At 68.0% G+C, this 26,247-nt stretch carries 26 protein-coding genes; 10 read left to right on the top strand and 16 right to left on the bottom strand.

Annotated features, from left to right (window positions below):
- Nucleotides 1-170: 170 nt before the first annotated feature.
- Both glpK and BLQ39_RS03750 read right to left on the bottom strand, forming a co-directional pair.
- Nucleotides 171-1,685, bottom strand: a complete 1,515-nt coding sequence (gene glpK, locus BLQ39_RS03745; protein ID WP_092321861.1) for a glycerol kinase GlpK — start codon at nt 1,683-1,685, stop codon at nt 171-173.
- 73 nt (nt 1,686-1,758) lie between these two features.
- Nucleotides 1,759-2,523 carry an MIP/aquaporin family protein gene (locus BLQ39_RS03750; protein WP_092322112.1) on the bottom strand — a complete coding sequence of 255 codons (765 nt, stop codon included), beginning with the start codon at nt 2,521-2,523 and terminating at the stop codon, nt 1,759-1,761.
- Between the two features lie 266 nt (nt 2,524-2,789).
- Here BLQ39_RS03750 and dhaK point away from each other — a divergent pair, with 266 nt between their 5' ends.
- From dhaK to BLQ39_RS03770, 4 genes are read left to right on the top strand one after another with little or no spacing between them, the layout of a single operon-like run.
- Nucleotides 2,790-3,791: a dihydroxyacetone kinase subunit DhaK gene (dhaK, locus tag BLQ39_RS03755; protein ID WP_092321863.1), complete on the top strand. Its 1,002-nt coding sequence runs from the start codon at nt 2,790-2,792 to the stop codon at nt 3,789-3,791.
- A 7-nt stretch (nt 3,792-3,798) separates the two neighbouring features.
- Nucleotides 3,799-4,437, top strand: coding sequence for a dihydroxyacetone kinase subunit DhaL (gene dhaL, locus BLQ39_RS03760; RefSeq protein ID WP_092321864.1), 639 nt, complete (start codon nt 3,799-3,801; stop codon nt 4,435-4,437).
- Between the two features lies 1 nt (nt 4,438).
- Complete coding sequence (gene dhaM / locus BLQ39_RS03765) at nt 4,439-5,134, top strand: dihydroxyacetone kinase phosphoryl donor subunit DhaM (RefSeq protein ID WP_241986929.1); 696 nt, start codon at nt 4,439-4,441, stop codon at nt 5,132-5,134.
- A gap of 49 nt (nt 5,135-5,183) precedes the next feature.
- Nucleotides 5,184-5,489, top strand: a complete 306-nt coding sequence (locus BLQ39_RS03770; RefSeq protein WP_092321866.1) for a hypothetical protein — start codon at nt 5,184-5,186, stop codon at nt 5,487-5,489.
- A 49-nt stretch (nt 5,490-5,538) separates the two neighbouring features.
- Here the strand turns inward: BLQ39_RS03770 and BLQ39_RS15755 are convergent, their stop codons facing one another.
- Both BLQ39_RS15755 and BLQ39_RS03775 read right to left on the bottom strand, forming a co-directional pair.
- Nucleotides 5,539-5,685 (bottom strand): hypothetical protein, encoded by a 147-nt coding sequence (locus BLQ39_RS15755; protein ID WP_167738537.1) that lies wholly within the window; start codon nt 5,683-5,685, stop codon nt 5,539-5,541.
- A gap of 659 nt (nt 5,686-6,344) precedes the next feature.
- Nucleotides 6,345-8,732 (bottom strand): ATP-binding cassette domain-containing protein, encoded by a 2,388-nt coding sequence (locus tag BLQ39_RS03775; RefSeq protein ID WP_092321867.1) that lies wholly within the window; start codon nt 8,730-8,732, stop codon nt 6,345-6,347.
- 167 nt (nt 8,733-8,899) lie between these two features.
- Between BLQ39_RS03775 and BLQ39_RS15760 the strand changes: the two genes are divergently transcribed.
- Nucleotides 8,900-9,244, top strand: a complete 345-nt coding sequence (locus BLQ39_RS15760) for a DUF308 domain-containing protein (protein ID WP_167738536.1) — start codon at nt 8,900-8,902, stop codon at nt 9,242-9,244.
- 22 nt (nt 9,245-9,266) lie between these two features.
- Here the strand turns inward: BLQ39_RS15760 and BLQ39_RS03785 are convergent, their stop codons facing one another.
- Both BLQ39_RS03785 and BLQ39_RS03790 read right to left on the bottom strand, forming a co-directional pair.
- Entirely contained in the window at nt 9,267-11,309 is a 2,043-nt protein-coding gene (locus tag BLQ39_RS03785; protein WP_092321871.1) for an alpha/beta hydrolase family protein, read from the bottom strand.
- Nucleotides 11,310-11,321: 12 nt separating this feature from the next.
- The gene (locus BLQ39_RS03790; RefSeq protein ID WP_370255022.1) at nt 11,322-12,098 is read right to left on the bottom strand and encodes an SDR family oxidoreductase; all 777 of its coding nucleotides are present in this window, start codon (nt 12,096-12,098) and stop codon (nt 11,322-11,324) included.
- An 83-nt stretch (nt 12,099-12,181) separates the two neighbouring features.
- Between BLQ39_RS03790 and BLQ39_RS03795 the strand changes: the two genes are divergently transcribed.
- The 4 genes from BLQ39_RS03795 to BLQ39_RS03810 all read left to right on the top strand — a co-directional run bounded on the left by BLQ39_RS03795 (nt 12,182) and on the right by BLQ39_RS03810 (nt 14,822).
- Nucleotides 12,182-12,655, top strand: a complete 474-nt coding sequence (locus BLQ39_RS03795; protein WP_092321874.1) for an NfeD family protein — start codon at nt 12,182-12,184, stop codon at nt 12,653-12,655.
- Entirely contained in the window at nt 12,655-13,593 is a 939-nt protein-coding gene (locus BLQ39_RS03800; protein ID WP_092321875.1) for an SPFH domain-containing protein, read from the top strand. Before BLQ39_RS03795 ends, BLQ39_RS03800 begins: the two co-directional genes overlap by 1 nt.
- Nucleotides 13,594-13,602: 9 nt before the next feature.
- On the top strand, nt 13,603-14,370 hold the full coding sequence (locus BLQ39_RS03805) for a glycerophosphodiester phosphodiesterase family protein (RefSeq protein WP_092321877.1): 768 nt from the start codon (nt 13,603-13,605) through the stop codon (nt 14,368-14,370).
- 86 nt (nt 14,371-14,456) lie between these two features.
- Nucleotides 14,457-14,822: an RNA polymerase-binding protein RbpA gene (locus BLQ39_RS03810; RefSeq protein ID WP_092321878.1), complete on the top strand. Its 366-nt coding sequence runs from the start codon at nt 14,457-14,459 to the stop codon at nt 14,820-14,822.
- On the opposite strand, the gene lnt is transcribed toward BLQ39_RS03810, so the two are convergent.
- The 10 genes from lnt to BLQ39_RS03860 all read right to left on the bottom strand — a co-directional run bounded on the left by lnt (nt 14,819) and on the right by BLQ39_RS03860 (nt 25,199).
- The gene (lnt, locus tag BLQ39_RS03815) at nt 14,819-16,399 is read right to left on the bottom strand and encodes an apolipoprotein N-acyltransferase (protein WP_092321880.1); all 1,581 of its coding nucleotides are present in this window, start codon (nt 16,397-16,399) and stop codon (nt 14,819-14,821) included. The two genes, BLQ39_RS03810 and lnt, sit on opposite strands and share 4 nt — an antisense overlap.
- 12 nt (nt 16,400-16,411) lie before the next feature.
- The gene (locus BLQ39_RS03820; RefSeq protein WP_092321881.1) at nt 16,412-18,856 is read right to left on the bottom strand and encodes a DEAD/DEAH box helicase; all 2,445 of its coding nucleotides are present in this window, start codon (nt 18,854-18,856) and stop codon (nt 16,412-16,414) included.
- A gap of 9 nt (nt 18,857-18,865) precedes the next feature.
- A complete protein-coding gene (tatC, locus tag BLQ39_RS03825) occupies nt 18,866-19,618 on the bottom strand; it encodes a twin-arginine translocase subunit TatC (RefSeq protein WP_092321883.1) in 753 nt (250 codons plus the stop codon).
- Between the two features lie 45 nt (nt 19,619-19,663).
- Nucleotides 19,664-19,885, bottom strand: coding sequence for a Sec-independent protein translocase subunit TatA (gene tatA / locus BLQ39_RS03830; RefSeq protein ID WP_092321885.1), 222 nt, complete (start codon nt 19,883-19,885; stop codon nt 19,664-19,666).
- Complete coding sequence (locus BLQ39_RS03835) at nt 19,878-20,219, bottom strand: hypothetical protein (protein WP_092321887.1); 342 nt, start codon at nt 20,217-20,219, stop codon at nt 19,878-19,880. The genes tatA and BLQ39_RS03835 overlap by 8 nt, the downstream gene beginning before the upstream one ends.
- A gap of 3 nt (nt 20,220-20,222) precedes the next feature.
- Nucleotides 20,223-21,215: a helix-turn-helix transcriptional regulator gene (locus BLQ39_RS03840; RefSeq protein WP_092321889.1), complete on the bottom strand. Its 993-nt coding sequence runs from the start codon at nt 21,213-21,215 to the stop codon at nt 20,223-20,225.
- Nucleotides 21,212-22,282, bottom strand: a complete 1,071-nt coding sequence (locus BLQ39_RS03845) for a helix-turn-helix transcriptional regulator (protein ID WP_092321891.1) — start codon at nt 22,280-22,282, stop codon at nt 21,212-21,214. Before BLQ39_RS03845 ends, BLQ39_RS03840 begins: the two co-directional genes overlap by 4 nt.
- A gap of 107 nt (nt 22,283-22,389) precedes the next feature.
- Nucleotides 22,390-23,355 carry an FKBP-type peptidyl-prolyl cis-trans isomerase gene (locus tag BLQ39_RS03850; protein WP_166784367.1) on the bottom strand — a complete coding sequence of 322 codons (966 nt, stop codon included), beginning with the start codon at nt 23,353-23,355 and terminating at the stop codon, nt 22,390-22,392.
- Between the two features lie 102 nt (nt 23,356-23,457).
- Nucleotides 23,458-24,459, bottom strand: coding sequence for a tRNA (adenine-N1)-methyltransferase (locus BLQ39_RS03855; RefSeq protein WP_092321895.1), 1,002 nt, complete (start codon nt 24,457-24,459; stop codon nt 23,458-23,460).
- A complete protein-coding gene (locus BLQ39_RS03860) occupies nt 24,456-25,199 on the bottom strand; it encodes an HAD family hydrolase (RefSeq protein WP_256332702.1) in 744 nt (247 codons plus the stop codon). The genes BLQ39_RS03855 and BLQ39_RS03860 overlap by 4 nt, the downstream gene beginning before the upstream one ends.
- 88 nt (nt 25,200-25,287) lie before the next feature.
- Here BLQ39_RS03860 and BLQ39_RS03865 point away from each other — a divergent pair, with 88 nt between their 5' ends.
- Nucleotides 25,288-26,229 (top strand): proteasome assembly chaperone family protein, encoded by a 942-nt coding sequence (locus BLQ39_RS03865; RefSeq protein WP_092321897.1) that lies wholly within the window; start codon nt 25,288-25,290, stop codon nt 26,227-26,229.
- The last annotated feature ends 18 nt before the right edge of the window (nt 26,230-26,247 follow it).

A 26,247-nucleotide genomic window follows, 5' to 3' on the forward strand; every position in this document is an offset into this window, starting at 1 on the left:
TGCGGGCGGATGCGGGCGGATGCGGGCGGATGCGGGCGGATGCGGGCGGATGCGGGCGGATGCGGGCGGATGCGGGCGGATGCGGGCGGATGCGGATGGATGCGGATGCGCCGAAACCCGGCGGCCGTGGAGGCCGCCGGGTTTCGCGAGGAAGGGAGGGGGCGGCGCTGCTAGCGGACGTCCTCGTCGACCCAGTCCAGGGTCTTGGTGACGGCCTTCTTCCAGTTGCGCAGCAGGCGGTCGCTCTCGGCCGTGTCCATCGACGGAGTCCAGCGCGAGTCCTCCTGCCAGTTCGCGCGCAGCTCGTCCAGCCCGCTCCAGAAGCCGACCGCGAGGCCGGCCGCGTAGGCGGCGCCGAGCGCCGTCGTTTCCGCGACCACCGGCCGGATCACGGGGACGCCGAGGAGGTCGGCCTGGAACTGCATCAGCAGGTTGTTGGCGATCATGCCGCCGTCGACCTTGAGCTCGGTCAGCGGAACGCCGGAGTCGGCGTTGACCGCGTCGATCACCTCGCGGGTCTGGAACGCCGTCGCCTCCAGCGCCGCCCGGGCGATGTGGCCCTTGTTCACGAAGCGGGTCAGGCCCACCAGCGCGCCGCGGGCATCCGAGCGCCAGTACGGCGCGAACAGGCCGGAGAACGCCGGCACGAAGTACGCCCCGCCGTTGTCGTCGACCGTCTTCGCCAGGGCCTCGATCTCGTCGGCCGAGCCGATCAGGCCGAGGTTGTCGCGCAACCACTGCACCAGCGACCCGGTCACGGCGATGGAGCCTTCGAGGGCGTAGTGCGGCGCGTCATCGCCGAGCTTGTAGCCGAGCGTGGTCAGCAGCCCGTTCTTCGAGTGCACGATCTCGGTGCCGGTGTTGAAGATGATGAAGTTGCCGGTGCCGTACGTGTTCTTGGCCTCGCCCTGGTCGAACGCGGCCTGGCCGAAGGTGGCGGCCTGCTGGTCGCCGAGGATGCCCGCGATCGGCACCTCTCGGAGCAGGCTGTGCCCGCTCGCGACGCCGTAGACCTCCGACGAGGACCTGATCTCGGGCAGCATCGACTTCGGCACGTCGAAGATGCCGAGGATCTCGTCGTCCCACTGCAGGGTCTCGAGGTCCATGAACATCGTGCGGGACGCGTTGGTGACGTCCGTCGCGTGCACGCCGCCCTCGACGCCGCCGGTCAGGTTCCAGAGCACCCAGGAGTCGGTCGTGCCAAAGAGCAGGTCCCCGTTGTTGGCCTTGTCGCGGGCGCCGGGCACGTTCTCGAGGATCCAGACGATCTTCGTGCCGGAGAAGTAGGTCGCCAGCGGCAGGCCGACCTTCTGCTTGAACCGTTCCACCCCGCCGTCGGCGGCGAGCCGGTCGACGATCGGCTGGGTGCGGGTGTCCTGCCAGACGATGGCGTTGTAGACGGGGATGCCGGTGGTCTTGTCCCAGACGACGGCGGTCTCGCGCTGGTTGGTGATTCCGACCGCCTCGATGTCGTGGCGGGTGATGTTGGCCTTCGAGAGCGCCTGTCCGATCACCTCGCGGGTGTTGTCCCAGATCTCCTTCGGGTCATGCTCGACCCAGCCGGCCTGCGGGAAGATCTGCTCGTGCTCCTTCTGCCCGCTGGACACGATCGAACCGGTCTTGTCGAAGATGATCGTGCGCGTGCTTGTCGTTCCCTGGTCGATGGCGAGGACGTACTGGGCCATTCTGAACTCCTTTGTTGAGACTGCGAGGGGGTGGTGACGAGTATGACTGTGGCTGGTGAAGCTGTGGGGCGAGTCAGCTGAGGATCGGCAGCAGCACGACCGAAGCCCAGCCGGCGAGAAGCCCGCCGATGACCGGTCCGACGACCGGCACCCAGGAGTAGGCCCAGTCTGAGCCGCCCTTGCCCTTGATCGGCAGCAGGAAGTGCGCGATCCGCGGCCCGAGGTCACGGGCCGGGTTGATGGCGTAGCCGGTCGGGCCGCCGAGCGAGGTGCCGATCACGATCACGAGCAGGGCCACCGGCAGGGCGCCGAGGGCGGCGAGGCCGCCGGCTTCGCCCTGGCGTCCGCCGCCGAAGGCGATGACGACGAAGACGAGCACGAAGGTGCCGATGATCTCGGTGGCCAGGTTCCAGCCGTAGGAACGGATGGCCGGGCCGGTCGAGAACGCGGCAAGCTTGCTGCCCGCATCCGGTTCGGCGTCGAAGTGCTGCTTGTAGGCAAGCCAGACGACCACGGCGCCGAGAATCGCGCCGAGCATCTCGGCGGCGATGTAGACGAGCACCGACAGGAACGTGACCGGCACTCCCGAGCCGAACTCGGTGGCGCCGGAGGCTACGAGGCCGAGCGTCACCGCCGGGTTCAGGTGCGCGCCCGAGTTGTAGGCGACGATCACACCGGCGTAGACGCCGAGGCCCCAGCCGATCGCAACCATGAGGAAGCCTCCGCCGAAGCCCTTGTTCTTCGCGAGCGCGACGTTGGCGACAACGCCGCAGCCGAGGAGAACGAGGATGGCCGTTCCGACGACCTCCGACAGGAAAACCACACCGATGTTGTCCACGTCAACCTTCCACACTCAGTCTGGGGATGGGGGATCCGGCCCTTCGTGTTGACAGGTTGCGGCCCAGACTAGCGCGCGCCGCGCTGGGCTGTAATGACAGAGCTGCATGGCGTCTCCGGGCCCTTTCGGGTCGTGCGCTCCTCGCGTAGGTTGAGCGGTGCGCCACTGAGCGCAAGAAACCCGTAGCGGAAGAAACACGGAGCGGAAGAAACCCGGCGCAGGGCGTCGCCCAGCACCTCCGGCGCCCACAGATCCGAAGGACGGTCATGAAGAAGCTCATCAACGATCCGAAGAACGTCGTCCATGAGGCCGTCGCCGGCTTCGGCGCCGCCCACCCGGACCTTGTCCGGGTGTCGCACGATCCCAACGTCATTGTGCGCACAGATGCACCGGTCGCCGGCAAAGTCGGCATCGTCAGCGGTGGCGGCAGCGGCCACGAACCACTCCATGGAGGTTTTGTCGGTCCGGGGATGCTGAGCGCGGCTGTGCCGGGAGCGGTCTTCACCTCGCCTACGCCGGACCCCATCGTCGACGCGACGAAGGCGGTCGACGGGGGAGCGGGTGTGCTGCATATCGTCAAGAACTACACCGGAGATGTGCTCAATTTCGAAACCGCGGCAGACCTCGTCGCGGCTGAAGGCATCGAGGTGCGGTCGGTGCTCGTCAACGACGACGTCGCCGTGAAAGACTCGCTCTATACCGCCGGGAGACGAGGGGTGGCCGGCACGGTCCTGGTCGAGAAGATCGCGGGTGCCGCCGCAGAGCGGGGAGACAACCTCGCCGCGGTCGTCGCGGTCGCCAAGAAGGTGATCTCCCGGGTTCGCACCATGGGCGTTGCCCTGACCCCCTGCGTCGTGCCGCACGCGGGAGAGCCCAGCTTCAGCCTCGCCGATGACGAGATCGAGATCGGCATCGGCATCCACGGCGAACCGGGCCGGGAACGAATCAGGCTCGAACCTGCAGACGCCATCGTGGACCGCCTCCTCGAGCCCATCCTCGACGACCTTCCCTTCGTCAACGGCGACAACGTGCTCCTGATGGTGAACGGGATGGGCGGAACCCCGCAGGTCGAGCTGTATATTGTCTTTCGACGAGCCGCCGAGGTCCTCGCCGAAAAGGGGATCACGATCACACGTTCGCTCGTCGGCAACTACACGACATCACTCGAAATGCAGGGGGCGTCCATCACGGTGCTGAAGCTCGATGATGAGCTGACCGGACTCTGGGACGCACCCGTGCACACCGCAGCGCTGCGATGGGGAAGGTAGAGATCGCGTGGGTCTGGGCGTGGGGTGGGCGGAAGCCTGGATCAGGCACGGTGCGGATGTCATAGCCGAGCACAGGCTGGAGCTGATCATCCTCGACCGCGACATCGGTGACGGGGATCACGGCGAGAACATGGACCGCGGGTTCCAGGCGGTTCTGCTCGAGCTGGACGGCCTGCCGCCGGAGGCCAATCCGGGGGACGTGTTCAAGCTCGTCGCCACCACGCTCATCTCAACGGTAGGCGGGGCGGCCGGACCCCTGTACGGGACGGCCTTCCTCAAGGGTGCCCTCGCGGTCGCCGGCGCATCGACGCTGGACGGGGCCGCTCTCGTTGCGCTGCTGACGGCGGCACGGGACGGAATCGTGCTGCGGGGCAAGGCGGAATCGGGCGACAAGACCATGGTCGACGCCTGGACCCCGGCCGTGGACGCCGCGGCCGCCGCTGCGGCGGGCGGCGCGGACGAGAGGGCCATTCTTCTGGCAGCGGCCTGCGCGGCCGAGGCCGGAGCCGTGGCCACGGAGCCGCTCGTCGCGCGGAAGGGTCGGGCAAGTTACCTCGGCGAGCGTTCGGCCGGTTACCGCGACCCGGGCGCCCAATCCTCCGCGCTGCTCCTGCGGGCGGCAGCCGACGCCGCGGCACGGGGGTAGCGTGACGGGAACACCCGGGAAAGTGGGTCTCGTCTTCGTCTCGCACAGCGTGAAGATTGCCGAGGGGCTCGTCGATCTCGCCCGCCAGATGGCGGCCACGACGACGCTGGTTCCCGCCGGCGGGACCGATGACGGGGGGATTGGCACGAGTTTCACCAAGGTCATCGAGGCGATCACGGCGGCAGATTCCGGGGCGGGCGTTGCGATTCTGTGCGACCTCGGCTCGGCCATCCTGACCGCCGAGACCGCGCGCGATTTTCTGGGCCACGAGGTGCGTTCCCGGGTGCACATTGTCGACGCCCCGCTGGTGGAAGGGGGAGTTGCCGCCGCGGTGACCGCCGAAACCGGGGGAGACCTCCCCGCCGTCGTACGGGCGGCCCACTCCGCACGCGCCCTCGCGGAGGAAGCGGGCGCGGTCGCGGCCGCCGCCGGCACCGCGATCACGCGCACGGTCATCCTGCGCAACAAGGACGGATTGCACGCGCGGCCGGCAGCCGAATTCGTCACGCTGGCCAGCTCCTTCGATTCCGAGGTGACGGTGAACGGCAAAGACGCCAAGAGCCTGCTCGGCATCATGTCCCTGGGTTTGAACTGCGGGGCAGCGGTCAAGCTATCGTCTTCCGGAGCAGAGGCGGAGGCTGCGGTGACGGCCCTGGTGCGGCTCATCGAATCGGGTTTCGATGAGTCAGGATCGTGAGCGCGTAGCACAGCTGGGACCAGGAGTCCAATCGGCGTATTGTGGAGCCATGGTCCAGCACAAGAAAACTCAGGGGAGCGGTTCGCGCACACACCTCTTCGAATGGGTGGAAGGCAAGCTGCGCCCCATCTTCGACTCTCCGCCCGTCGGCAGCTACGAGGCCGAGCACGCCGTGAACCTGCAGGAGTGCCCGATCTGCGGCCATTCCATGCGCGAGCACACGATCGACCATTCGGTGGCGAACACGATCCTGGTCTGTCCGGTCCCGCACCCCGGGGCCTGGGACCGCGACGCCTTTGAGCCGGTCAACGAGTTCGGCATGGTGCGCCGCGGCAGGTCGCCCGCACCGGAGTAACGACTTCTCGCCGGATTCGGGATGAGGCCCGGGGGAGTAGATCGAGGAACTACGGGAGCAGGTTGTCCAGGACACGCGCCGCGTATTCCTGGGCGAGCACCGCGGCGAAGAACGTGATCGTGGGGATGATCAACGATCCCACCGCATGGCTCAGCGCCTGTCTCCGTTTCGTACTGGTGGGGGAGTCGCGGATCATGTCGTGCAGTTGGATCAGCTGCCGGACCCGCTTCAGCGCTATCGGAGGCAGCTCTCGCCGGAATAGTAGAGGATCATCACGAGGAGCGACGTGCTTCCGATCGGAAGCCGGCTGAGGGTGACCGGGGCGACCAGGCCGGCCAACAGGACGATGAAGAGCGTCAGTGCGCGACGTATTCGGAGAACAGGCGTTCGAAGGACTCGGCTCTCCTCTCGGGTCGCTGGTCGATCACGAAACCCCACCTCTTCAGCACCGCCTGACCTGGCGTGGCGTGGCGTCACTATACAGCCGTGTTTCGGTGCTGAATAGGGGTGAGGCAGAGCAGGGAGTGGCCGGGCATTGCGCATACCCAATTCACGACTTGACATAATGTGCATTATCGGACACATAATGCCTAGAAGGAGTTCGGGCTCCCGGGGCTTGGTGATTGGGATGTTGCGCACCATCTGCCGGTGCAGAAATGCGTGTGCGCCCTCGCGAATGTGCGATCCAGTTGCAGCCGCACCCGCAGCCGCAGCAAATGCGACGGGGGCTCGACGCCGACCAGCGGCGTGCCGGTGGTCCAGACATCCACCCTCGACAAATCTCCCTGCAGGTCCCATGTTTTTGACATAATGTGCGGAAGGCGCCGGCCCGCCGGACAAGCCTCCGCAGCCCGGTCAGGCGCCGACGTAGGCCGCGAGGTGCGCGCCGGTGAGGGTGGATCGGGCTGCGACGAGGTCGGCGGGTGTGCCCTCGAAGACGATCCGGCCGCCCTCGTGGCCGGCGCCGGGGCCGAGGTCGATGATCCAGTCGGCGTGCGCCATGACCGCCTGGTGGTGGGCGATGACGATGACCGACTTGCCGGAGTCGACGAGCCGGTCGAGCAGGCCGAGCAACAGCTCGACGTCGGCGAGGTGGAGGCCGGCGGTCGGCTCGTCGAGCACGTAGACGCCGCCCTTTTCGGCCAGGTGGGTGGCCAGCTTGAGCCGTTGCCGCTCGCCGCCGGACAGCGTCGGGAGCGGCTGGCCGAGGCTGAGGTAGCCGAGCCCGACGTCGGCGAGCCGGTCGAGGATGGCGTGCGCGGCCGGCGTGCGGGCCTCCCCCGCGCCGAAGAATTCCAGGGCCTCGGTGACCGACATGGCGAGCACCTCGCTGATGTCGCGGCCGCCGAGGTGGTATTCCAGCACCGATGCCTGGAACCGCTTCCCCTCGCACACCTCGCAGATGGTGGCGACGCCGGCCATCACGCCCAGGTCGGTGTAGATGACGCCGGCACCGTTACAGGTGGGGCAGGCGCCCTCGGAGTTGGAGCTGAACAGCGCCGGCTTCACGCCGTTGGCCTGACCGAACGCCTTGCGGATCGGGTCGAGCAGTCCGGTGTACGTCGCCGGGTTGCTCCGCCTCGAGCCGCGGATCGCGCCCTGGTCGATCGACACCACACCGGCGCCGGCGGGGACGGAACCGTGCACGAGCGAGCTCTTACCGGAGCCGGCGACGCCGGTGACGACGACAAGCACCCCGAGCGGGATGTCGACGTCGACGTCCTTCAGGTTGTGCGCGCTCGCGCCCCGGATCTCCACCTTCCCGGTGGGGGTGCGCACGGTGTCTTTGAGGGTGGCACGGTCTTCGAGATGGCGGCCGGTGAGGGTGCCGCTGGCCCGCAGCCCCTCGACGGTGCCCTCGAAGCAGACGGTGCCGCCCGCCGTACCGGCCCCGGGGCCGAGGTCGACGACGTGGTCGGCGATCTGGATGGTCTCCGGCTTGTGCTCCACGACGAGCACGGTGTTGCCCTTGTCGCGCAGCTGCAGCAGCAGCTCGTTCATCCGCTGGATGTCGTGCGGGTGCAGCCCGATGGTCGGCTCGTCGAAGACATAGGTGATGTCGGTGAGCGAGGACCCGAGGTGGCGGATCATCTTGACGCGCTGTGACTCGCCGCCCGAGAGCGTGCCCGACGGTCGGTCGAGGCTGAGATAGCCGAGTCCAATCTCGACAAACGAATCAAGGGTCCGCAGCAGCGCTCCCCGCAGCGGCGCCACCGACGGCTCGTCGAGACCGCGCACCCACGCGGCCAGGTCGCTGATCTGCATCGCACAGGCGTCGGCGATGTTGAGCCCTGCGATCCGCGACGACCGTGCGCCCTCGTTGAGTCGGGTGCCACCGCACTCGGGGCAGGTCGCGAAGGTGACCGCGCGCTCCACGAAGGCGCGGATGTGCGGCTGCATCGCGTCGACGTCCTTGGAGAGGAAGGACTTCTGGATCTGCGGGATCAGGCCCAGGTACGTCAGGTTGATCCCGTCGACCTTGATCTTCGTCGTCTCCTTGTAGAGCAGGTCGTGCAGTTCCTTCCTGGTGTACTCGCGGATCGGCTTGTCCGGGTCGAACCAGCCGCAGCCGCGGAAGATGCGGCCGTACCAGCCGTCCATCGAGTAGCCCGGGATCGTGAGCGCGCCCTCATCCAGCGACTTCGAGTCGTCGTATAGCGCAGACAGGTCGATGTCGCTCATGGTGCCCATGCCCTCGCAGCGCGGACACATGCCTCCGGTGATGGAGAAGCTCTGCCTCACCGCCTTGCTGGACCCACGCTCGACGGTGACCGCCCCGGCGCCGTGCGCCGAGGCGACGTTGAATGAGAACGCCTGGGGCGAGCCGATGTGCGGCCGGCCGAGCCGGCTGAAGAGGATCCGCAGCATCGCGTTGGCGTCGGTGGCGGTGCCGACGGTGGAGCGGACATTGGCGCCCATCCGCTCCTGGTCGACGAGGATGGCCGTGGTCAGTCCGTCGAGCACGTCGACGTCCGGCCGGGCCAGCGTCGGCATGAAGCCCTGCACGAAGGCGCTGTAGGTCTCGTTGATCATCCGCTGCGACTCCGCGGCGATCGTGCCGAACACCAGTGAGCTCTTGCCCGAGCCCGAGACGCCGGTGAACACCGTCAGCCGGCGCTTCGGGATCTCGATGCTGACGTCCTTGAGGTTGTTCACGCGGGCGCCCTGCACGCGGATCAGATCGTGACTGTCGGCAACGTGCGGCGCAGGTGACTGCGTGTCGGTTCTCGTGGCCAGGCTCATCGTGTCTCCCCTTGTTAGGCGGGGCCGCTTCGCGGTCTCCGCCAGCGACGCCTGGCTCGATCCAACCAGCTTCGAGCAGTACATCAGATTCTCCTGCGTCGGCGCGGTCGCGGCAACGGTCCCTGTCACGGGGAATCTTCACGGGCGGAGCGGGTGTCGGCGGCCGCGTGCTCAGCATCCTGCTCGGAGTGCTCCTGGTCATCGCCGGCATCATCGGGATCAGGAACCGACTCAGCTCGCTCGCCCTGCTCACGATGGTGATCGGGATCTCCCGGATCATCGAGGGCGTTGTCGGCCTCGTCGAGACGTCCCACGACTCCAGCAGGTGGTTCGGCTGGCTCTTCGGAATTGTCGCCATCGTGGCCGGCACCGTCCTGCTCCTGACGCCGATCGAGTCGCTGGGCGTGCTGGTCTGGATCGGCGGAATCTTCCTGGTCGGCTCCGGCGTCATCCAGCTGGTCCAGGCCTTCACCTTCGGCAAGCGCGCACGCACGCACGGCGAATCGCGCTGAACCGAGGGCAGGAGGGGCCCGTTCAGCTCACGGCCCCCGGGTTCTCCGCGGTGGGCAGGTGGCGGGCCCACCAGTCGAGGATGATGTCGAATCGGTGAAGGCGGTGCCGAGGGCTGCCCCCGCGGCTGAGCTCGTGATTCTCGCCGGGGAAGATGACGAGTTCGGCGGGCACTCCCCCGCGTTTGAGCCCGGAATAGTACCGTTCGGCCTGGGACAGCGGGCACCGCAGGTCCAGCGCCGAGTGCATGACCAGGGTGGGCGTCCTGACCGCTCCCACGCAGGCCTGGGGGCTCTGCGCACGCACGAGGTCCGGATCGGTGCCCACGTACTCATCGGTGAACGAATCCCCGATGTCCGATGTCCCCACGAATGCCTCGGGGTCGAGGTAGCCGCGCTCGACGATCGCGGCGGCGAAACGGTGATCGTGCGCGATGGTCCATGCGGTCAGGTACCCGCCGTAGGAGCCGCCCATGATGCCGAGTCGGTCCGGGTCCAGCGACGGGTCCTCGGCCAGGGCGCCGTCCAGGAAGTCGAGCACATCGGCCTGGTCGAGGACTCCCATGCTCTGCCGGATGGCCCGGCCGTGTGCGTGGCCGTACCCGGATGAGCCGCGAGGGTTGCACATCACGACCGCGTAGCCGGCATCCGCGCAGACCTGGGCCTCGTCGAGGAGCGCGACCGTGTACTGGGCGAAAGGGCCACCGTGGATGGTGAGCAGCACCGGGTGCGGGCCGGGCCCGGGAGGCGCGACCACCCATCCGTGCACGGGATAACCGTCCCGGCCGGCGACGGTGAGTTCCCGCGCGGACGTCATTCCCGTCCCGCGCAGGGGCGCGGAAAAATCGGTGAGCCGCCGAAGCCGCGGGGTCTCGGCCAGGGCGAGGTCGCCGGCGGTGAGCGCGTCCTGGAAGGCGAAGACGGTGTTCTCCCCCACGGTGTCGACCCCGGACACGACCACGGCGCTGTCCGTCACCTGCAGGACCACGCCGTCGGCCGATACGCTGACCAGTTGCACGCGGCCGCGCGATTTGCTGTGCGCGAGCACCAGCCCGTCGGTCGTGATGCCCAGCTCCATCTGGTTGTCGAGGTCAACCTCTTCCGGCTCGGTGAGCCGGACCGGTCCCTCCTCCCCGCGAATGCGATAGAGCCCGGTGGTGCGGGCAACGAAGTCCCGCCCGCTCTCCCCCACGGCCTCGGCCAGCGCGTAAATGGTGCCGTCGACCGCCCAGGCGACCTGGCCGATGTGAAGGCCGGCCTCCGCTCCGACGGCGATCCGCTCCGGCACGCGGGGCGACGCGCCCGCCGGGTCGAGCAGGAGTTCGACCAGCTCGGTAGCGAGGTCTCGGTCCCGGCCCTCGTGGCGGGCGGAAATGGTGAGGAGCTTCGTGCCGTCGGGGGCGAAGGCCAGGCCGGAATGGTCGAAATCACCGGCCGTGACCTGGCGCGCCTGCGGCAAACCGAGCGGGACGCCGTCGCCCCCGGCCAGGCCGGCCGGTTCGTCGCCCGGCGAGGGCGCCGGGGCCGCCGGCGGCTCGGCCCAGACGTCAGGCACGTCGACCAGGAACAGGTGGGCGCGCTGGTCGACCGTGAAACCGACACCGTTCGACTGGTAGCGCAGGGTCGTGATCCGGCGCGGGGGTTCGGAACCAGGATCGATCCCGGGCACGGTGCCGTAGCGGCCGGGTTCAGGCACACGGGCGACGAAACCCAGGACCCGGGAATCGGGGCGCCAGCGGTAGTCGGTGACGCCGAGGGGCGCGTTTGTCACCTGGACGGGCTCTCCCCCGGCGGCGGCGACAACGTGCAGTTGAGCGGGTCCGTCGGGGGAAGTGCGGAGGAAGCCGAGGAGGCGTCCATCCGGTGAGAAGCGCGGGGCGGTGTCGCGGTGGCCCCGCGTTACTCGGCGCGGAGAGGGCTTGCCGGTCAGGGCGACCGTCCAGAGCTGGCCGAGGTAGTCGTCGGCAGTGAAATCAGGGCGCACCAGCGAGAAGACTGCCCGGCTGCCGTCGGGGTGGATGGTGGGCCGTGAAACCGTCGATACAAGAGGGAGGTCGGGCGCCTTCATCCATCGCTCCTTCTAGCCGCCGTTGAAGTCGGTGGTGTCGCCAACGTAGCGCGTATTGTTCTCCGGTACGGGCTCGACCGCGGCCAGGGCGATCTCCGCGGCGAATTCGCTCACGTTGTACAACCGGCCGGCGGCGTCCTTCCGGGCGCTGATCGCACCGGGGTTGGCTCGTTCGAGCAGGGTGGCCGTGATCGTGCCCTCGATCATGTCCCCGGACACCACGACGAATCCGATGCCGGCTGCCTGCAGTTCCGGGATGAGGGCGCGCAGGGCGTCCTCGCCGGCGCGCTTGCTGCGGGCCACCGGTTCGTACTCGGGCATCGTCGCCGTCGTCTCGATGAAGTGGGCCTGGTGGCTGGTCACGAACACCACGCGGGAGCCCGGCCCGAGCAGTGGGATGGCTCGGCGCAGCAGATCGACCTGCGCGTGCCGGTTGAGCTGCATGGCGTAGTCGGCGGCCATGCCGCTTTCCATGCCACCGGAGGCGTTCATCACGAGAATGTCCAGGCCGCCGAGTTCCGCGCGGATCGAATCGAACATGGCGGCGACGGAATCCGGGTCGGTCAGGTCGGCGCCAACGGTCATGGCCGTGCCGCCGGCCGCGCGGATGGCGTCGGCGAGCTTCTTCGCCCGTGCCTCCTTGTTGCGGAAGTTGATCACGACGTCGGCGCCGGCCTCCGCGAAGTATCCGACGGTGTCAGCTCCGATTCCGCGGGAGGAACCGGTGACGAGGACGCGCTTGCCGGTGAGGGAACCGGGTGCGAGGGGATTGTTCGAAGGGATGCTCACGAAAAACAACCCTAGCAACATGACTCGGCGCCCGGACCCGGGATGATAGCTTCTGAGATGTACCGACACGCGAGGGGGGCGGGATGCCCGATCTGACGCAATACCTGTGGATTATCTGGCTGGTCTTCATCCTGATCTGCGTGATCATCGAGCTGCTGTCCCTCGAGTTCACCTTCCTGATGATCGCCGCCGGCAGCCTCGCCGGCCTCGGCGCGAACCTGCTCGGTGCCGTCTGGTGGCTTCAGATCCTGGTCGCCGCAGTGCTCTCGGTCCTGCTGCTGCTGACCATTCGCCCGCTGCTCCTGCGCGTGATGGCGAAGGGGGCCGATCCCACCCCGACCAACGTCGCCGCGCTGATCGGACTGAGCGGCCGGGTGGTGTCCACCGTCGGCGGGGATACCGGCGGGCTGGTGAAGCTGGCCAACGGTGAGACCTGGACCGCACGACTCTCCCCCGGCACCGGTCACGGGGCACTCGAACCCGGCGACGAGGTCCACGTCGCCGCGATCGAAGGCTCCACCGCCGTCGTCACCCCCTCGGAAAGGAACACCGCGTAATGCTCAATCCTGGAGAATTCATCGGGCAGATCTTCGTCATCGCCCTCCTGGTCGTGATCGGGGTGTTCGTCATCGTGGTGCTCGCGCGGGCCATCAAGATCATTCCGCAGGCCAACGCCGGAGTCGTCGAGCGCCTCGGGAAGTACCACAAGACCCTCCTCCCCGGGCTGAACATCCTCGTGCCGTTCATCGACCGCGTGCGGCCGCTCCTCGACATGCGCGAACAGGTCGTCTCCTTTCCTCCGCAGCCCGTGATCACGGAGGACAATCTGGTCGTGTCGATCGACACGGTCGTCTATTTCCAGGTAACGGATGCCCGGGCCGCAACCTATGAGATCGCCAACTACCTCGGTGCCGTTGAGCAGCTCACCACGACCACCCTGCGCAACGTGGTCGGCGGACTCAACCTCGAAGAGGCGCTGACCAGCCGGGACAACATCAACGGCCAGCTGCGCATCGTGCTCGACGAGGCAACCGGCAAGTGGGGCATCCGGGTCGGCCGCGTCGAGCTCAAGGCCATCGACCCGCCCCACTCGATCCAGGACTCGATGGAGAAGCAGATGCGCGCCGAGCGCGACCGCCGCGCGCTGATCCTCACCGCCGAGGGCACAAAGCAGTCGGCGATCCTGACCGCCGAGGGCGCGCGCCAGGCCGCGATCCTCCAGGCCGAGGGCCAGGCCCAGGCCGCGGTGCTCCGCGCCCAGGGCGAGGCCGAAGCCATCCAGATCGTGTTCAAGGCCATCCACGACGGCGATCCGGACCCGAAGCTCCTGGCCTACCAGTACCTCCAGACCCTCCCCAAGCTGGCCGAGGGCAGCGCGAACAAGCTGTGGATCGTACCGAGCGAACTCACCGAGGCCATCAAGGGCATCGGCCGCGCGTTCGGCCAGAACGCCGTTCCCGGTTCGCACGGCGGGCCTGCCCACACGTCGGAGTAGCGAAGCGCCATGCCGGCCGAGCAAGCGTCGCAGTTCCTCCTGCCGCCGGTGCCTCGCGTCTTCGCGCACCGGGGGCTGAGCCTGGAGGCGCCGGAGAACACGCTGCTGGCCTTCCTCAAGGCCCTCTCCAGCGGCGCCACGCACCTGGAGACGGATGTGCACGTGTCCCTCGACGGGGTCGCTGTGCTCAGCCATGACCCCGACCTGGCCCGTGTGGCCGGGAGCACGGCGCGCGTCGACCAGCTGACGATGGCGGAGCTCAGTCGGGTCGACCTGGGCGCCGGCCAGTCGTTCGTGTCGCTGTCCGAAGCGCTCAGCGCATTCCCCGAGGCCCGATTCAACATTGATGTGAAGGTGGCGGGAGCGGTGGAGCCCACCGCGGGGGCGATCCGGGATGCCCGCGCGAGCGCCCGGGTGCTGATCACGTCGTTTTCCGAGTCCCGTCGCCGGAGCGTCGTGGGGCTTCTCCCCGGCGTGGCGACATCCGCGTCACCCTCCGTGCTGATCAAGGCCCTGCTGTCTTCCCGGATCGGCCTCACCTGGTCCGCCCGGCGGGTGTTGCGGGGGTTCGCAGCGGTCCAGGTCCCCGAGCGCTACGGCCGCGTGCGGGTGGTCACGCCGCGCTTCATCCGAGTCATGCACGCCGCCGATGTCGAGGTGCACGTCTGGACCGTGAACGATCCCGCCGCGATGAGCCGGCTGCTCGATCTGGGCGTGGACGGCATCGTCACCGACCGGTGTGACCTGGCGGTCGCCGTCATCGCCGCCCGAGCCTGAGAAATGACCGTGAGAACGCGCATAACGGAAAGATAACGTTCAGCTTCATGGTTTATACCTGAGAGTGCATCGAGAGGAGAAACACGATGGCGGATCGCAGTTTGCGTGGTATGAGGTTGGGCGCCCAAAGTCTTCAGAGCGAAGAGGGTGTCACGTTTTCACCCCGAGTCAGTCACACGTACCGGTGTGCAACGTGCGATCGCGAGACGGTGATGGTTTTTTCGGCCGACGCAGAGGCTCCCGACGAGTGGGAGTGCCGGTTCTGCTCGCAGACGGCGACCCGGCTGGTGGATTCCAAGCCTGTTGTCGTCGACCACTCTGATGAGAAGGTCGCTCGTACCCACTGGGACATGCTCCTGGAACGGCGCACCCGTCCCGAACTCGAAGAACTCCTCGAGGAACGACTCACGGTTCTTCGTGAGCGCCGCGGCTCGCACAAGATCGGTGCCTAAGGCACGGTAGTCATCTGACGCTTGCTCCCAACAGCCCGTCCGCGAGCGGGTGAGGGACGGCTCGTCACCACTCCCCCGAAGCACATCATCAGGCCGATAAGGCCGAGTCCGGTGACGAACCATTCGATCTGGCGTCCGAACGCCATGGCCGGCGTGATGGTGTCGCTGAGCGGCACGGTCTGCACCATCGACCCTGGCTGCCAGGTCGGAATGCTGTCGATCGTCTGCCCGTCCGGGGCGATGATGGCACTGGACCCGACCGTGGAAATGTTCACGACCGTCCGGCCGGCCTCGATCGCCCGGAGCCGGGCGATCGCCAGTTGCTGAACGCTTTCATCGGTGCGGCCGAAGTCGGCGTTGTTCGTCTGCGCCAGGATGATCTGGGCATCCTGGTCGATCATCTCGTGCACAAGCTGGTCGTCCGCGATGTCGAAGCAGATCGCGATGCCGGCCTGAAGGCCGTCGATATCGAACACGTTGCTCTGGGTGCCGATGCCGTAGTCACGAGAGACCAGGTCGATCAGTTCCGGGGCGAACGGGCGCCAGAAGTCCCGATCCGGCATGTACTCGGCGAACGGCACCGGGTGCACCTTGTCATAGACTGCGACGGCGCCTTCGCCGGCCTTCCAGAGCAGGGAACTGTTGTAGTAGGTACCGTCATCGCGGCGGGTGATGGTGCCGGTGATGAGCGGGGCGTCCATCTCTCGGCTGATGGCGTCGGCGACCCGGGCGGCGTCATCCGATCGGGTCGGATCGATGTCGCTGGCGTTCTCGGGCCAGACCACGAAGTCGACCTCCTCGCCGATCAACGGCAGGGTCTCCGAGACGTGGTCGTCCAGGATCTGGCCCGGCGAGAACCTCGCGAACAGTCCAGCGTCCGACGCGCCCTGGACCGCGGCAAGCCGGGTCGTCCCGGTCTCCACCGTGGGCCAGGCCGGAATCGCGAGCAGGAGGGCAACCGCGCCGACGGCGATGCCCGAGCGGAAGCCCCGGCCCACCTCCGCCTCGCGCAGCAGCTGCACGCACAGCGCGCTGAGCCAGACCAGCAGGAAGCTCAGGCCCGACAGGCCGACCCAGGCGGCCAGGGAATTGAACGGGCTCTCCGACTGGGAGAGGGCCACCCGCCCCCAGGCGAAACCACCGTACGGCCACACGGCCGAGAGCGCTTCCTGCGCCGTCCAGATCCCCGCCACGACCACGGGGACCATGCCCAAACGGCCCAGCGGTGTCGGCCAGACCACGGGGCCGACGCGCAGGACGAAGGCGATCAGCGCCAGGCCGACTCCGAAGAACAGCGCCTGCAGGACGGCGAGGGCGAGCCACGGCACCGGTCCGAGGTAGAGAGTGAGCCAGGAAATGTGGATCAGCCAGAAGGACAGCCCCGCAACCATGCCGACCAGGAGGCCCGTCCATGGTCCGCGCCCGAGCAGGGCGACGAGCATCAGACCAACGGCGAGCGGAGCGAGGAACCACCAGCCACGATCGGGGAAGGCGGAGTCGAGAATGGCGCCGGCGCCCGCGGCCACGATGAGGGACGCCCACAGCGGCAGGCGCAATGAACGTTCGGTGCCCTCCATCACGTCACCAGCCTAAGCGACGGACGAGTAGGCCACGATGCCGCGGCGCACGGCGTCCATCGCCTGGCGGGCGGTGCGGCCGACCGGGTCGTCGGCGACGACCGAGAGCTGGTCGAGCAGATCGATGGTCTGTTTGGTCCAGCGCACGAAGTCCCCCGCCGCCATCTCCGCCTCGGCGAGGACGTCGGTCAGGGCACCGCCCCGAGCCCATTTCCACATGGCCAGGCTGAGGCCGAGTGCCAGGGGGTTGCTGCCGGGCAGCTTGTTGTCGCGTTCGAGATCGTCCAGGCGGCTCCACAGCTCGTGAGTGCGGTCCAGGGCCGGCATGAAGGTTCCCCTGGGGAGATAGCGTTCATTGATCAGGCCCTCCTCGCGTCTTGGTTCGAACACCAGCGCGCAGGCCATCGCGGCCAGGCCGGCCGGGTCGAGCTCGGACCAGATACCCTGGCGCAGGGCCTCGGCGACGAGCAGGTCACGGTCCGCGTAGATGCGCCGCAGGATGCGCCCGCTCTCGCTGAGCCGCACGGCCCCAGCCTCGTCGTTCTCCAGGTAGCCGTAGCCGAGCAGCACATCGGTGACCCGGTCGAAGATCCTGGCGATGGCGCCGGTCCGCGATGAGATCTGCCGGCTGAGGACATCCGTTTCTCGCGTGAGTTTCCACCACCGTTCGGCCCAGCGGGCGTGCTGTTCGCGCTCGGGGCAGTTGTGGCAGGAATGCGCCTTCAGGCGCTTGCGCAGGCTCTGGAGCTCGCGCTGGCGGCGTTCGCGTTCCCCGCGCGACGCATGCTCGACCCCGTCGCCCCCGCGCTCCAGCGCGGTCAGGCTGCGGCGAATGGACGAGTAGTCCGCGAAATCGCCGAGGTGGCAGGTCATCGACGTGGCGAAGCCGGCGAGAGACTCCTCCTGCTGCCGCACCTTGCGGGCCAGGTCGACGACCGCCCGGTCGGCCTGGAACTGGGCGAAGGAGGATTCGAGCACCTCGCGGGTGCGCTCCCGCCCGAACTGGTCGATCAGGTTGACGGCCATGTTGTAGGTCGGTTTGAAGCTGGAGTTGAGCGGATATGTGCGCCGGGAGGCGAGCGAGGCGACCGCCTGCGGGTCGAGCCCCTGCGCCCACTGGATCACGGAATGCCCCTCGACGTCGATTCCCCGGCGGCCGGCCCGTCCGGTGAGCTGCGTGTACTCCCCCGGCGTGATCGGCACCCTCGCCTCGCCGTTGAACTTCTCGAGTTTGTCGAGCACGACGGTCCTGGCCGGCATGTTGATGCCGAGGGCCAGGGTCTCTGTGGCGAACACGGCCTTCACGAGCTTCTTCTGGAACAGCTCCTCGACGACCTCCTTGAAGGCGGGCAGGAGGCCGGCGTGGTGCGCCGCGACGCCCCGTTCGAGGCCGTCGAGCCACTCGAAATAGCCGAGGACGCCGAGGTCCTCGTCGAGCAGGGTGCGACAGCGTTCGTCGACGATCCGGCGGATCTCCTCACGCTCGCGGGCGTCGGTAAGGCGTACACCCGCGCGCAGGACCTGGCGCACGGCCTGGTCGCAGCCGACCCGGCTGAAGATGAAGAAGATGGCGGGAAGCAGGTGCTTGCCGTCGAGCATCCGCACGATTTCCGAGCGGTCCATCCTCCCCGCGTCTGCCTGTGCCCGGTCGAGGTAACTCCCCCGGTCCGAGCCGCGCCGCCGGGACGAGGAGCGATCGCCGAGTGACCGCTGGCCCGACCGTGCCAGCTGCACGAGTTCCGGGTTGACCCTGTGGTCCTGGCCGAGTCCCGAGCTGTCGAAAAGGTCGATCATCTTGCTCTTGACCAGCACGTGCTGCTCGAGTGGGACCGGACGCTCCTCCGAGACGATGACATCCGTTCCGCCGCGCACGGCCTGCAGCCAGTCGCCGAATTCCTCGGCGTTGGAGACGGTCGCGCTCAGCGCGATCATCCGCACACTCTGCGGGAGGTGGATGATGACCTCCTCCCAGACGGCGCCGCGGAATCGGTCGGCGAGGTAGTGCACCTCGTCCATGATGACGAAGGCGAGGTTGGTGAGCAGGTCCGAGTCGGCGTAGAGCATATTGCGCAGCACCTCGGTGGTCATCACCACGATCCGGGCCTGCGCGTTGACGTTCGTGTCTCCGGTGAGCAGGCCCACGGATTCGGGGCCGTACTCGGCGACGAGCTCCTGGAACTTCTGGTTACTGAGGGCCTTCATCGGGGCGGTGTAGAACACCTTCGCCCGGGGCTCTTGCATCGCCAGGAACACCGCGAACTCGGCCACGATCGTCTTGCCCGCGCCGGTCGGTGCGGCGACGAGCACGCTGTTTCCCTCCTCGAGGGACGCGCAGGACGCGAGCTGGAACGGGTCGAGGTCAAAGCGCAGGCCGGACCGGAAGGCCTGCAGCCGCGGATGACTCGTCCGGGACCGGGAGGCCGCGTACTGCTCGGCCGGTGAGGGAATGGTTGTCATGCGGTGAGCCTAAAGTCCCAATTCCTGCTCGAAAGCCAACGTGCGCCGGGCGACGCGGCGGTCGTGCAGGTAGGCGATGCCGTAGGCGGCGAAATACAGCACCACCATCGGGATGGCGAGGAGGAACATCGACACGACATCGGCGGCCGGGGTGGCGATGGCGGTGAACAGCACGATGACCAGGATGGCCACGCGCCAGGACTTGATGATCGACTCGGCGGTGATCACGCCGGCCAGGTTGAGCAGCACGAGGAAGACGGGAAGCACGAACGCCACCCCGATGGCGATCATGAGCTTGAGCACGAAGTCGAGGTAGTTCTGCGCGTTGATGAACGCCGCATCCTCGGACGGCGCGAAGCTCGTCATCAGCCCGACCACATTCGGGAGCACATACCAGCCCGCGGCGCAGCCGGCCAGGAACAGCGGGACCGCCGAGAAGAAGAAACCGAAGGTGTACTGCTTCTCCTTGCGCGTCAGGCCGGGCACGAGGAAGGCGAAGATCTGGTACAGCCAGACCGGGCTGGAAACGATCAGGCCGACGTAGAAGGAGATCTTGAGCTTCAGGTCGAAGGCCGAGGTGATGTCGGGGTAGTTGATCTGGGCGTTCCGATGTTGCGCCTGGATGATCGCGTAGATCGGCTCGCGCAGGGCGTCCCAGACGTAGTCGGACAGGATCCAGCCAATGACCGCACCGACAAGGATGCCGGCGGCCGCCAGGAAGAGACGCTTGCGGAGTTCCAGCAGATGTTGCCCGAGCGACATCTTCCCTTCGCTGCCCGCACGCCGCGAGGTGCGCACGGCCAAGGGTTACGACTTCGTCGTGGGATCGGCCGATCCGGCGGCCTTCGACGTCTCGTCGCCGGACTTGCCGGCCTCGTCATCGACAGCGTCGCTTTTGATCTCGCTCTTGAAGATCTTCATCGACTGGCCGAGGCTGCGGGCCAGACCCGGCAGCTTGGGCGCGCCGAACAGGAGCAGAACGACGACGAGGATGATCAGGAAATGCCATCCGGTCAGGTTGTTAAGCATGAGGGTCAGTCCTCTGGGTCAGGGCGGTTTGTGTCATTAGTTTACTCCGCTGAACCAACCGATCCCGACGCAGCTGCCGGCGGCGTTCCGCGGCGGCGCGCTGGAGCTGGGCCGCGTCGGACAACTCCTGGTGGCTGCGGAAGACGGCCGGGGTGAACCTCACGGCGTCCGATTCGACGGGGCCGGGATCCAGGTCGACCATCCCGCCGAGGTCCTCGAGGGCGCGGAGGGTTCTCATCAGCTTCCGGAACAGCGTGAAACCGAACCAGGCCAGCATGCCGAGCAGGGCCAGACCGAGCCCGGTCCAGATGAGCACCCACGACCACCAGGGCATGGGCTAGGCCCGGCCGGTGGGCTCGTCGTAGCGGGCCGCGCCGGCCGCGGCCCACTCGGCGACGACCTGCCGCGCCTCGGCCGGTTCGACCACGGTGACGAGTCCGGCAAGGCCCCCGACGAGTCGTTTCAGGCCGTGATAGTGGGCAACGCGAAGCGTCGTCCGCACGCGATCGCCGCCAACGGGAGTCGTCGCCCGATCCGGCGCGTAGTCGGCCAGGAGGGCCAGGGCCGACGAAGGCAGTTCGATGACGACCGAGAGGTCCTCGTCCGAAGCCTGGAAGAGCGTGTCCGAGAGCACGAGGCCGGCGTCGTGCGAGCCGACCGGTTCCGTCGTTGCCCGCAGGTCGCTCATCCGGTCGAGCCGGAAGGTGCGGGGAGCCTGCCGGAGGTGGCACCAGCCGCGCAGGTACCAGTCGCTGTCCACGGACTCCAGGCGCAAGGGATCGACGAACCGGTGTTCGTTCTCGCCGCGGGCGTTGAGATAGTCGAATTCGACCTGGACGCCGTCCCGCCCGGACGCCTGGATCACCGTCATCGCGGCATCCGAATCGGGGCTCGACACCGCGAGCTGGGTCGGGGTGGCGGATGCGCCGCGGGTGAGCTTGGCCATGAGCGACGCGACGGCGTCCCGGTCGGCGTTCTCGGGCAGTGAGGAGAGGTACTGGAGCCCGGCGATGAGGGCGGCCGCCTCCCGTGCGGAGAAGCGGGGGGAATCGTCGATGGCGACGAGGTGGGTGAGCGCGATCCGGTCGTTGTCCTCGAACTCGTCCCAGTGGATGTCGAAGAGGTCCCCGTCGAGGTACTGGTGCGTCTCGCCGGGAATGCCGGACACCGCGATGAGCCGGACGGCGTCGCGCACGCGCTCCGGCGGAACACCGAAGTGCCCGGCGGCCTCGGTGACGGTGACGTTGTCGTGGTCCATCAGGTACGGGATGAGCGAGAGCAGGAAAGTGAGCTTGTCCGATGCCCCGAGGACCGGCGTGCGTGCGGTCATGCTGCGCTCCCCCGGGTCGTGCCGGTGTGCGCGTCGCGCACCCCGACGAGGCGTGTGCGGACGGCCTGGCGGAGCGCGAGCGGTGAGCGCACAAGCACCTCCGGACCGTAACCGGCCAGTTCGTCGGCGAGGATGTCGATATCCGTGTAATGCAGGGTCACGGCGTGCAGGGTCCCCGCGTCGGGGGTCACGGCGTCCGGGGCTGCCATCGTCCCCGGGCCGGTCCCGCCGGTGTGGCGTTTGCTGAGTCGCACGGCGGCGTCGCTGCCGGGTTCGACCACCAGTTCGGCGACGTTGGCCTCCCAGAGGGCGTCGAGTTCGTCCAGCGCCTGCCGACCGGAGCCCTCCCCGTCGGGAATGAAGGTCTCACCGGGAACGGTCACGACGGGCCCGACGATGCGCGAGAGCAGGAAGGTGCGGGGGGCCCGAGCCTCCTGGTCGGTGCCGTAGAGGTGCCACCGCCCGCCGTGCAGCACGATGGCGCGCGGGGCGACCCTTCGCCGACGCGGGGAACTCTCCCCCGGCTTGAGGTAGAGGAAGGCGACGACCTGGCCGTGATCCAGGGCCTTGCTGAGCGGCGCGAACGACGCGTCGCGGGCGCGCAGGTGCGGGGCGTAGCCGAGCACGGGATCGCTCGAGTCCACGCCGAGTGAATTGAGTTTTGTCAGCGCCCGCCGGGACTCGGCCGACAGGGAGCCCTCGCGCCAGACGGTGGCGGCGAGCTTGAGGAGCATCAACTCGTCCGGGGAGAACGACACGTCGGCGGGCAGGTTGTAGAGGCCCTTGGGGATCCGGTACCGCAGCAGATGGTTGTTGCCGGGGTCATCCTGCGGCTCGACGGTCTCGAGCGGGATGCCCAGCTCGCGGATGTCGTCCTTGTCGCGTTCGAACTGGCGCTCGAGGTTGGCGTTGTCGCCCCCGCTCAGATAGCGCTGGCGGTAGCCCTGCACCGTGGACAGGATATCGGACTTGGTCAGGCCGATCTCGGTCGCGATGAGCGCCAGGACGAGGCTGAACAGTCGTTCCTCAACGGTGATGCGGGGAGTCTGCTCTGGGGTGGACGGCACGCTGCGATTCTAACCGTGTCACTCGCCCGCGCCACGCAAAACCGCAGTTGTGCCGCCTAAAACCAGCTTAGGAACGGCACAACTGCGGTTTTGCGGGTGGGACCGGGTTACTTGATGCCGAGGATGTCGACGACGAAGACGAGCGTCGATCCGGCCGGGATGGTGTCAGACGCCTGGTCGCCGTAGCCCTGGTCGGGCGGGATGACCGCGATGACCTGCGAGCCGACCGTTTGGCCGACAAGTGCCTTGGCGAACCCGGGAATGACGCCGCCCTGGGTCGTGGAGCCGTCGGCGGCAGCGAACTCGGCGGGTTCGCCGGTCTTCCAGCTGGAGTCGAAGACCTTCTTGGTGTCCCAGAGCACGCCCGTGTAGTGCACGGTGACCGGGTCGCCCTCCTTGACCTTCTTGCCGTCGCCCTTCTTCAGCACGTTGATCTCGAGCTTGGTCGGGGCCTTCGAGGCGGGAATGGTGATGCCGGGCGCGCCGTTGTCGGCGAGTACGACGGCGGGCATCCCTGCCTTGGCCGGCTGGGCGTCACCGTCGGCGCGGGTCTTGTAGGCCTTGACGACATCGAGGACGAAGACGAGGGTGTCGTTCTTCTTGACGCCGATCTGCTCGTTTCCGCCCTGGGGGCCGAAGGCGTCCTTGGGGGCGACGGCGAGCGTCAGGCGCGACCCCTCCTGGGCACACTTCAGGCCCTGGGAGAGACCCTTGATGGTCTTGTCGTTGAGCACGAAGCCGGCCAGCGTCGTTCCGTCGTACTTGCTTTCCTCGATGACCTTGCCGGTGGTGCCGTTGTAGACACTGAGGTCGATCTTGACCTTCTGGCCCGTGGCGAGTCCCTTGCCCTCGCCGGCGATGACCTCGCTGCGCTCGGTGGTCTTCGCCTTGAGTGGTGTCGGGAAGTCGACCTTGGGCTTCGAGCCGAACTTGCCGTCGACCTCGACCAGCTTGGAGGCCGCACCCTCCTTGACGGGCGCTTCACAGCCCGCTTCGTTCGTGCCGGGGGCGCACGCGGTCAGCGCGACAATCAGTAGTCCGGCGGTGGCAATCGATGCGAATGCTTTGCGCACAAGTCCTCTTCTCGGTATTGCGGGGGGCACGGCGGCATGGGCCGCTGCGCAGTGCTTGGGGTGGTTGGTGGTTGCCGCTTGGGTTGAGGGCAAGGGCCCATCCTAACCGGCGTCGAGGTCGCGAGCCTTGGAAAGTGCTGCACCCGTGCCGGCAGCCCGCACGCGCTTGCGCAGGACCTTCGGGCTGACACTGCGTTCGCCCAGGGCCCCGGGGGTCCAGGCCTCGACGTCCGCGTCGGCGAAATCGGTCTTGGACGGGCGGCGCTTGAGCTCGGGCAGGACGGTGTCCGGCGCCAGTCGACGGGCCGTGATCAGGAAGCCGGTGTGGCCGATCATCCGGTGGTCGGGCCGCACGGCCAGGCCCTCGACATGCCAGCCCCTGATCATCGTCTCGTTGGAGTCCGGATTCGTGTACAGCCCGGAGCCGCGGATGGCTTCGGCCACCCTGGACAGCTGGGTCACGGTGGCGACGTAGCAAAGCAGAACTCCGCCGGGCTTGAGGGCGTCCGAGACGGCGCCCAGGCATTCCCACGGGGCGAGCATGTCCAGCACGACCCGGTCGACGGACTGCGGCTCCACGGTGGTCGGCAGCGCCTCGGCGAGGTCGCCCAGGGTGATCGTCCAGTTCGCGGGGTCCGAGCCGAGGAAGGTGGCGATGTTGGCGCGGGCGACATCCGCGAACTCGCCTCGCCGTTCGAAGGATGCGAGCCGGCCGGCCGGCCCGATCGCCCGGAGCAGCCAGAGGGACAGCGCGCCGGATCCGACGCCGGCCTCGACCACGGTCGCGCCGGGGAAGATGTCCGCCTGGGCGAGGATCTGCGCGGCGTCTTTCGGATAGATGATGGCGGCGCCGCGCGGCATCGACATGACGAAGTCGCTCAGCAGCGGGCGCAGGGCCAGGTGCTCGACGCCGACGTTGTTGGTCACGACCGAGCCGTCCGGCAGGCCGATGATGTCGTCGTGCGACAGGATGCCGCGGTGGGTGTGGAAGACCTCGCCCGGAACCAGGGTGATCGTGTTCATCCTGCCCTTGGGCCCGGTCAGCTGAACTCGGTCCCCGGCCCGGAACGGTCCGCTGTTCTGGATGACCTGACTATCGTTCATGCGGTGGCTGCGCCCTCGTTGGTGGTGGTCCCGGTCTGCACCGGTATGTGGATTCGATCGAAGGCCCTCCGCCGTTCGCCGAAGAGTTCGGTGAGGCCGGCCACGGTGCGCCCGGCCAGGCTCGGCCAGAGCGTGTAGTGCACGCTTTCCGGCAGGTCGATCTGGTGCGGCACGCCGATGACGACGGCCCCGGCTGCGACGGCGGCCGTGACGCCCGGTATGGAGTCCTCGACGGCGACACAGTGCTCGGGGTTCACTCCGAGGTAGGCGGCTGCGGCAAGGTAGGCCTCCGGGTGGGGCTTGCCGTGGGTGACCATGTCGCCGGCGATGATGGTGTCGAAGGCAGCGAAGTCGATGAGGTCCGCGACCTGGCGCGCCATCCGTTCCACCGACATCGTCACCAGCGCCATCGGAATGCCGGCGTCCTTCAAATCCGCGAGGAGCTCCCGCGCTCCCGGACGCCAGGGCACGCCGTGCTCGGTGAGCTGGGCCTGCACCCGGTCGGTCAGCCAGTGCACGATCGCGTCGGCGTCCATGTCGACGCCGCGGTCCTGCAGGATGGCGGCCGAGGCCCAGAGCCCCGACCCGATGATGAGCATGCAGTCGGCGTGCGTCCACTCCCCCCCGAAGGACGCGACCAGTTCCGTTTCGGCCACCATCCAATAGGGTTCGGTGTCGACGAGGGTTCCGTCCATGTCCCAGAGGACCGCTGCCGGGATGTGGGGAATTACGGGGATCAGGTTCACGGGGTTCAAGTGTAGAGGGCACTGACTATCCTTGAGTGAGGTTCTCCGAGTGGAGCATCCGTAATGATCGGGGTCTCACGCAGTGACAGACGGCAAGGGGCTTCTCAGCGCTCGACTTCTGGTCGTGGCGTTCGAGGGCTGGAATGACGCGGGCGAGGCGGCCACCGGTGCCGTGCGCGCGCTGAAAGAGTTGCTCGACGTTGCCGAAATCGCCCAGGTCGATCCGGAGGTGTACTTCGACTACCAGTTCAATCGGCCGACCATCGCCACGAACGAAGACGGCCGACGCCTGATCGAATGGCCGAGCGCGATCATGTTCGGCCCGACAACCCCCGGGGCCGCCGGCGCCCCGCTCGCCGAGGACGCGCAGCTGCGGGTCAGCGGCACGAACGCGGGCAACATCTACCTGCTGCTGGGCACGGAGCCGTCCCGGAGCTGGAAGGGCTTCGCGGCGGAAATCCTCGACGCCGCCCTCGCCGCCGATGTGAGCGCCATCGTGTTTCTCGGGGCGATGCTCGCCGATGTCCCGCACACCCGGCCGATCTCGATCTTCGTGTCCAGCGACAACCCCGAGGTGCGGGCCGAGCTGGAGATCGAACGCAGCAACTACGAGGGCCCGGTCGGGATCCTGAGCGTTCTCGCGGAGGCCGCCGAGAAAGTCGGCATCCCGACGTTGTCGATCTGGGCGTCCGTCCCGCACTACGTGCACAACGCCCCCTCCCCCAAGGCGATGCTGGCCCTCATCGACAAGCTCGAGGAGATCATCGACGTCGTCATCCCCCGCGGGCACCTGGTCGCCGAGGCGGCCGAGTGGGAAAGCGGCATCGACGCGCTCGCCGCGGAGGACGAGGAGATGGCGGCGTACATCGCGCAGCTCGAGCAGGCCCGCGACACCGTGGACTCGCCGGAGGCCAGCGGCGAGGCGATCGCCCAGGAGTTCGAACGCTACCTGCGCAAACGCGGGGACGGCCAGGGCGGCTGGGCCGACGGCCGCCCGGGCCCGGACGCGCCGCGCGCGCCCTGACCCCCGACTTCCCCCTCT

The sequence above is a fragment of the Cryobacterium psychrotolerans genome (assembly GCF_900101115.1).
GTDB classification, from domain to species: Bacteria; Actinomycetota; Actinomycetes; order Actinomycetales; family Microbacteriaceae; genus Cryobacterium; species Cryobacterium psychrotolerans.

Bases quoted from the DNA above. Each gene is read 5' to 3' on its own strand.
- glpK (WP_092321861.1), bottom strand. From the start codon at position 1,685: ATGGCCCAGTACGTCCTCGCCATCGACCAGGGAACGACAAGCACGCGC.
- dhaK (WP_092321863.1), top strand. From the start codon at position 2,790: ATGAAGAAGCTCATCAACGATCCGAAGAACGTCGTCCATGAGGCCGTC.
- BLQ39_RS03770 (WP_092321866.1), top strand. From the start codon at position 5,184: ATGGTCCAGCACAAGAAAACTCAGGGGAGCGGTTCGCGCACACACCTC.
- BLQ39_RS15755 (WP_167738537.1), bottom strand. From the start codon at position 5,685: ATGATCCGCGACTCCCCCACCAGTACGAAACGGAGACAGGCGCTGAGC.
- BLQ39_RS03775 (WP_092321867.1), bottom strand. From the start codon at position 8,732: ATGAGCCTGGCCACGAGAACCGACACGCAGTCACCTGCGCCGCACGTT.
- BLQ39_RS03785 (WP_092321871.1), bottom strand. From the start codon at position 11,309: ATGAAGGCGCCCGACCTCCCTCTTGTATCGACGGTTTCACGGCCCACC.
- BLQ39_RS03795 (WP_092321874.1), top strand. From the start codon at position 12,182: ATGCCCGATCTGACGCAATACCTGTGGATTATCTGGCTGGTCTTCATC.
- BLQ39_RS03800 (WP_092321875.1), top strand. From the start codon at position 12,655: ATGCTCAATCCTGGAGAATTCATCGGGCAGATCTTCGTCATCGCCCTC.
- BLQ39_RS03805 (WP_092321877.1), top strand. From the start codon at position 13,603: ATGCCGGCCGAGCAAGCGTCGCAGTTCCTCCTGCCGCCGGTGCCTCGC.
- BLQ39_RS03810 (WP_092321878.1), top strand. From the start codon at position 14,457: ATGGCGGATCGCAGTTTGCGTGGTATGAGGTTGGGCGCCCAAAGTCTT.
- lnt (WP_092321880.1), bottom strand. From the start codon at position 16,399: ATGGAGGGCACCGAACGTTCATTGCGCCTGCCGCTGTGGGCGTCCCTC.
- BLQ39_RS03820 (WP_092321881.1), bottom strand. From the start codon at position 18,856: ATGACAACCATTCCCTCACCGGCCGAGCAGTACGCGGCCTCCCGGTCC.
- tatC (WP_092321883.1), bottom strand. From the start codon at position 19,618: ATGTCGCTCGGGCAACATCTGCTGGAACTCCGCAAGCGTCTCTTCCTG.
- tatA (WP_092321885.1), bottom strand. From the start codon at position 19,885: ATGCTTAACAACCTGACCGGATGGCATTTCCTGATCATCCTCGTCGTC.
- BLQ39_RS03835 (WP_092321887.1), bottom strand. From the start codon at position 20,219: ATGCCCTGGTGGTCGTGGGTGCTCATCTGGACCGGGCTCGGTCTGGCC.
- BLQ39_RS03840 (WP_092321889.1), bottom strand. From the start codon at position 21,215: ATGACCGCACGCACGCCGGTCCTCGGGGCATCGGACAAGCTCACTTTC.
- BLQ39_RS03855 (WP_092321895.1), bottom strand. From the start codon at position 24,459: ATGAACGATAGTCAGGTCATCCAGAACAGCGGACCGTTCCGGGCCGGG.